Origin of the sequence: Flavobacterium cyanobacteriorum, from assembly GCF_002251835.1 — a bacterium.
In the GTDB taxonomy this organism is placed as follows: Bacteria; Bacteroidota; Bacteroidia; order Flavobacteriales; family Flavobacteriaceae; genus Flavobacterium; species Flavobacterium cyanobacteriorum.
On the sequence record NZ_NOXV01000079.1, the window covers coordinates 1 to 3,266 of the forward strand.

6 protein-coding genes are annotated in these 3,266 nt (G+C 32.0%); all 6 read right to left on the reverse strand.

The genetic code is table 11. The features are described from left to right. Nucleotides 1-20: 20 nt before the first annotated feature. Nucleotides 21-281: a recombinase family protein gene (locus tag CHU92_RS00825; protein WP_094411644.1), complete on the reverse strand. Its 261-nt coding sequence runs from the start codon at nucleotides 279-281 to the stop codon at nucleotides 21-23. Then, entirely contained in the window at nucleotides 278-451 is a 174-nt protein-coding gene (locus tag CHU92_RS15700; protein ID WP_165764547.1) for a hypothetical protein, read from the reverse strand. Before CHU92_RS15700 ends, CHU92_RS00825 begins: the two co-directional genes overlap by 4 nt. An 11-nt stretch (nucleotides 452-462) precedes the next feature. Continuing rightward, nucleotides 463-1,269 carry a hypothetical protein gene (locus CHU92_RS00830; protein ID WP_094411646.1) on the reverse strand — a complete coding sequence of 269 codons (807 nt, stop codon included), beginning with the start codon at nucleotides 1,267-1,269 and terminating at the stop codon, nucleotides 463-465. A 127-nt stretch (nucleotides 1,270-1,396) separates the two neighbouring features. Then, nucleotides 1,397-1,909 (reverse strand): M15 family metallopeptidase, encoded by a 513-nt coding sequence (locus CHU92_RS00835; protein ID WP_094411648.1) that lies wholly within the window; start codon nucleotides 1,907-1,909, stop codon nucleotides 1,397-1,399. Nucleotides 1,910-1,912: 3 nt separating this feature from the next. Next, entirely contained in the window at nucleotides 1,913-2,383 is a 471-nt protein-coding gene (locus CHU92_RS00840) for a hypothetical protein (RefSeq protein ID WP_094411650.1), read from the reverse strand. A gap of 6 nt (nucleotides 2,384-2,389) precedes the next feature. After that, the gene (locus CHU92_RS00845) at nucleotides 2,390-2,878 is read right to left on the reverse strand and encodes a hypothetical protein (protein ID WP_094411652.1); all 489 of its coding nucleotides are present in this window, start codon (nucleotides 2,876-2,878) and stop codon (nucleotides 2,390-2,392) included. Between the last annotated feature and the right edge of the window lie 388 nt (nucleotides 2,879-3,266).

Genomic DNA, 3,266 nt, shown 5'->3' on the forward strand with positions numbered 1-3,266 from the left:
AATGGTTAAGTTTGATAGTGTTAAATTTTATTTAGGACAGGATTGGTCAGAAATAAATCTATATTTCCTTTATTTTCTTTCAGATATTTGATAGCCTTGTCAAATTGAGGTCGGTTGAGTTTCGTACCTGTATAAGTTTCTACGAAGAATTTCTCTATGTAAATTCCTCTTTGCATACAGAAGTATTTTATACTGTCCTTTTGGTTTTCAATGGAGGTATTGTCTTTTTGACTGTCTGAACTTATCCGTAAATATCCAACGGCGTGTCTATACTTTTTCATTTTCTTTTCTTTTTTTGAGTTGGATTATTTTGTGAATTTTGAGACGTGTAAGCCTCATTTACCATTTTTACGTGGCTATGCAGGGCTTCTCGTATCTTCTCTACTTCCTCGTCTGTGTACTTCGCACCTTTGCTACGCAATACCTTTTTACATTCTTCTACCGTAAACATAGCCCAAGATTTTACAGATTACCCTCGATTATAGCCATTGTATCATCTTCAAGCATTATCTCAATTTTGTGGAATTTCCAAGTAGATACGGCTTGTTTTACTTGTTCGTTTGTAATAACGGCTTCCGAATTTTCAATCAATCTGATGTCATTTTCGGATAAATACACTTTCATATAGCCGTATGCTCCACTCTTCAAAAGAAAAAGCAGTAGCATTTTTTCTTCATCGGAGGTTATATTCTCAATCTCCAAAGGAAGTTCAAAATTTGATTTCGGAAACTCTTGTTGCACAAGTGAAGTTAAGGGCAGTATAGAATGAGGATAGTACATACTTCCTTTATTGAAAAAGGTTCTATACTCTTCTTGGTACATTATCTCAAATATTCCGCCTTGTGAAAGTTCTATAATGTGAGGCTTGTTGAGAATGGTATTGATTATCCCTAATTTTAAGTAACTGAAATTAGGAATTTCGCTGGTCGTTACTTTTTGGTGGGCGACTTCCAAATCTTCCAAGTGTAGCCCTAATTTTCTTGCCTCTGCTATGATATTGAGCCAAACACAATGAATTTTATTGAACCGTTTTACCTTGCCTTTGTCCTGCTCGTCAATTATGATAACTTTTTTCTCTATCCAATTATTGAGGACACGAGCAGGAATATCCTCGCTCTTGGAGACCTTTGTGTGGTGTAATACGTGGTTAATTACCTCGTTGTTGAGTAAATGTATAATCTCGACAGGTAACTCGCTAAAACGGTCTTGTTTTAACTCCTCGTGTATTCTCTGTCTCTCTTTTTTTAACTCTTCAAAATTTAATCCCATAACAAGTAATATTAAAATCTTGTTGCAAAGATATAATATTACAATTATGTAACAAAATATTTTTATTTATTTTTATAATGTAATTTAAAAAATCGAAACTCTCATAAAGCATTCCGATTTTTTAATTTCAAACCACATTTACGTATCCATCCTTATCCTGTTTCAGTTTGGATAATTTTCGCCAAGAATTAAAACCACGTTTGTCAAAATGAGGCAGGTCTTTAAAAGTTTTCCAGTTGCCTCCCCATTCCCAGCCGTGTTTTGCGAAGATTTTTACACATTCGTACCAGTCGGCTACTTGGTCGTTGTCCCAATCTTTTGTGGTGTCCCAAGAGGCTGTTTTGCCGTCTATGATTAGACAAATATCTACTGCAAAGCCGTAATTATGTATGCTTTGCCCTGCTTTGGCGTTGGTTACTTTATTGCCCATTGGCTTTTTTGGTGTTTTACCTACTGGATTTACTTTGGTTCTGCCCAATGCGTAGAGTTCTTCTTGCTCTTTGAAAGTACGCAAACCTTGGGTTATTCTTACTTTGGCTCTGCCAGTAAGTGCTGTATCACACTCTTGAATAATTTTTGTTACTTCTTCTCTTACGGAGGGATGAAGTTTTGCTATGCGGTTTTGGGTGGTGGTGTCCATAGGTTAATCTATTTCTAATTTTTGATTCCCTTTCTTTATTCTATCAAATAATTCATTTTTAAATTTATCATCCTCATAACTATCTTTTATATATTTATTTGGATATGATTTAAGTGTTTTGGTGTCAAACATAATAATAGGTGTATTTTCATCTTTCCAGGTTACATAAAGAATATTGTCGTAACAATGAATTTCAAAATTATTAATATTTTCACTTGTATTATTAGTTATTCCAAATTGACTATAACAATCTTTTAAAGATTTATCTTTTTTTAATATTTCAAAATATAGAGGTTGTGCCCAGTCAAATTTTGAATATTGAGTTATTTTTATTGAATATTCTGTATTACAAGGATGGGAAAGAACACCTATATCTCTACCTCCTTCCCAAGTTAGTTCGTATAAAAACCACCAAACGAACCCTATGATAATGAGTAAAATTACAACTATTCTAAATATAAATTTCTTTTGCATAACTCATTATTTTGGTCCTGTGATTGGAGGAATACCTTTATGAATATCAAATAAGTCTATCCAATCTCTAAAAGTATCATTATCTTTTGGGTAGGGTTTAATTTCTTGAAATTCTTTTGGAAATACGGGGTTTTTACAGTACTCATTATCAAAAAATCGTGGTGTAAACTTTTTATTCTTGTATTTGGAAATGGTAAAAGTACCAGGGTATTTCTTATAGATTTTAGCAGATTTATCTGTACCTAATTGTTTACATAGATTATCTAAAATATATTTTTTTGTGAGTTTTGGTCTTATTACACTATAAAAACCTAATAGGTTTGAGACTAAATCAGCGGGTTCAAAAGAAGAACCAGATGTAGGATGAAGACTTTGTAATTGTTCAAATTCTAATGATACTTCTTGGAATATACTTAAAGCTATTTGTTCTTTAGTTTTTAAAGATAGTCCGTATTTTACAAAATACTCTTTTGTAACACCGATAGATAAACCCAATTTTACAATATCTTGTGAATAAATAACTTGAAAGCCATTTTTCCATTGTGATTTTACTCCACTTTCATTTTTAATCTGTTTCCATAAATTGTCTGCTCCTATATCAATTCTTTTACGCTTTGTTTTTTCAAAAGCGTGTGATGTATCTACCCAACCACAATTACAAGTATATACATATCTTGGTTCTTTATTCTTTTTAGGTTCACCTACTATTGCTCTGTAATATTCATCATCACCTAAGTTTAAATTTTTATTTGAATTAAAAATATCATATTCTTTATTATTATATCTTACCTTCCAATAAATTTCTATTTCATCACCGCTATCATCCTCAATATAATCAACGAAGTGGTTTAAACTTATTTGTTAAATAAAAAAGGGTTGACGA

Excerpts from the sequence above, each read along its gene's own strand:
- CHU92_RS00825 (WP_094411644.1), bottom strand. The coding sequence starts at position 281 with ATGAAAAAGTATAGACACGCCGTTGGATATTTACGGATAAGTTCAGAC.
- CHU92_RS15700 (WP_165764547.1), bottom strand. The coding sequence starts at position 451 with ATGTTTACGGTAGAAGAATGTAAAAAGGTATTGCGTAGCAAAGGTGCG.
- CHU92_RS00830 (WP_094411646.1), bottom strand. The coding sequence starts at position 1,269 with ATGGGATTAAATTTTGAAGAGTTAAAAAAAGAGAGACAGAGAATACAC.
- CHU92_RS00835 (WP_094411648.1), bottom strand. The coding sequence starts at position 1,909 with ATGGACACCACCACCCAAAACCGCATAGCAAAACTTCATCCCTCCGTA.
- CHU92_RS00840 (WP_094411650.1), bottom strand. The coding sequence starts at position 2,383 with ATGCAAAAGAAATTTATATTTAGAATAGTTGTAATTTTACTCATTATC.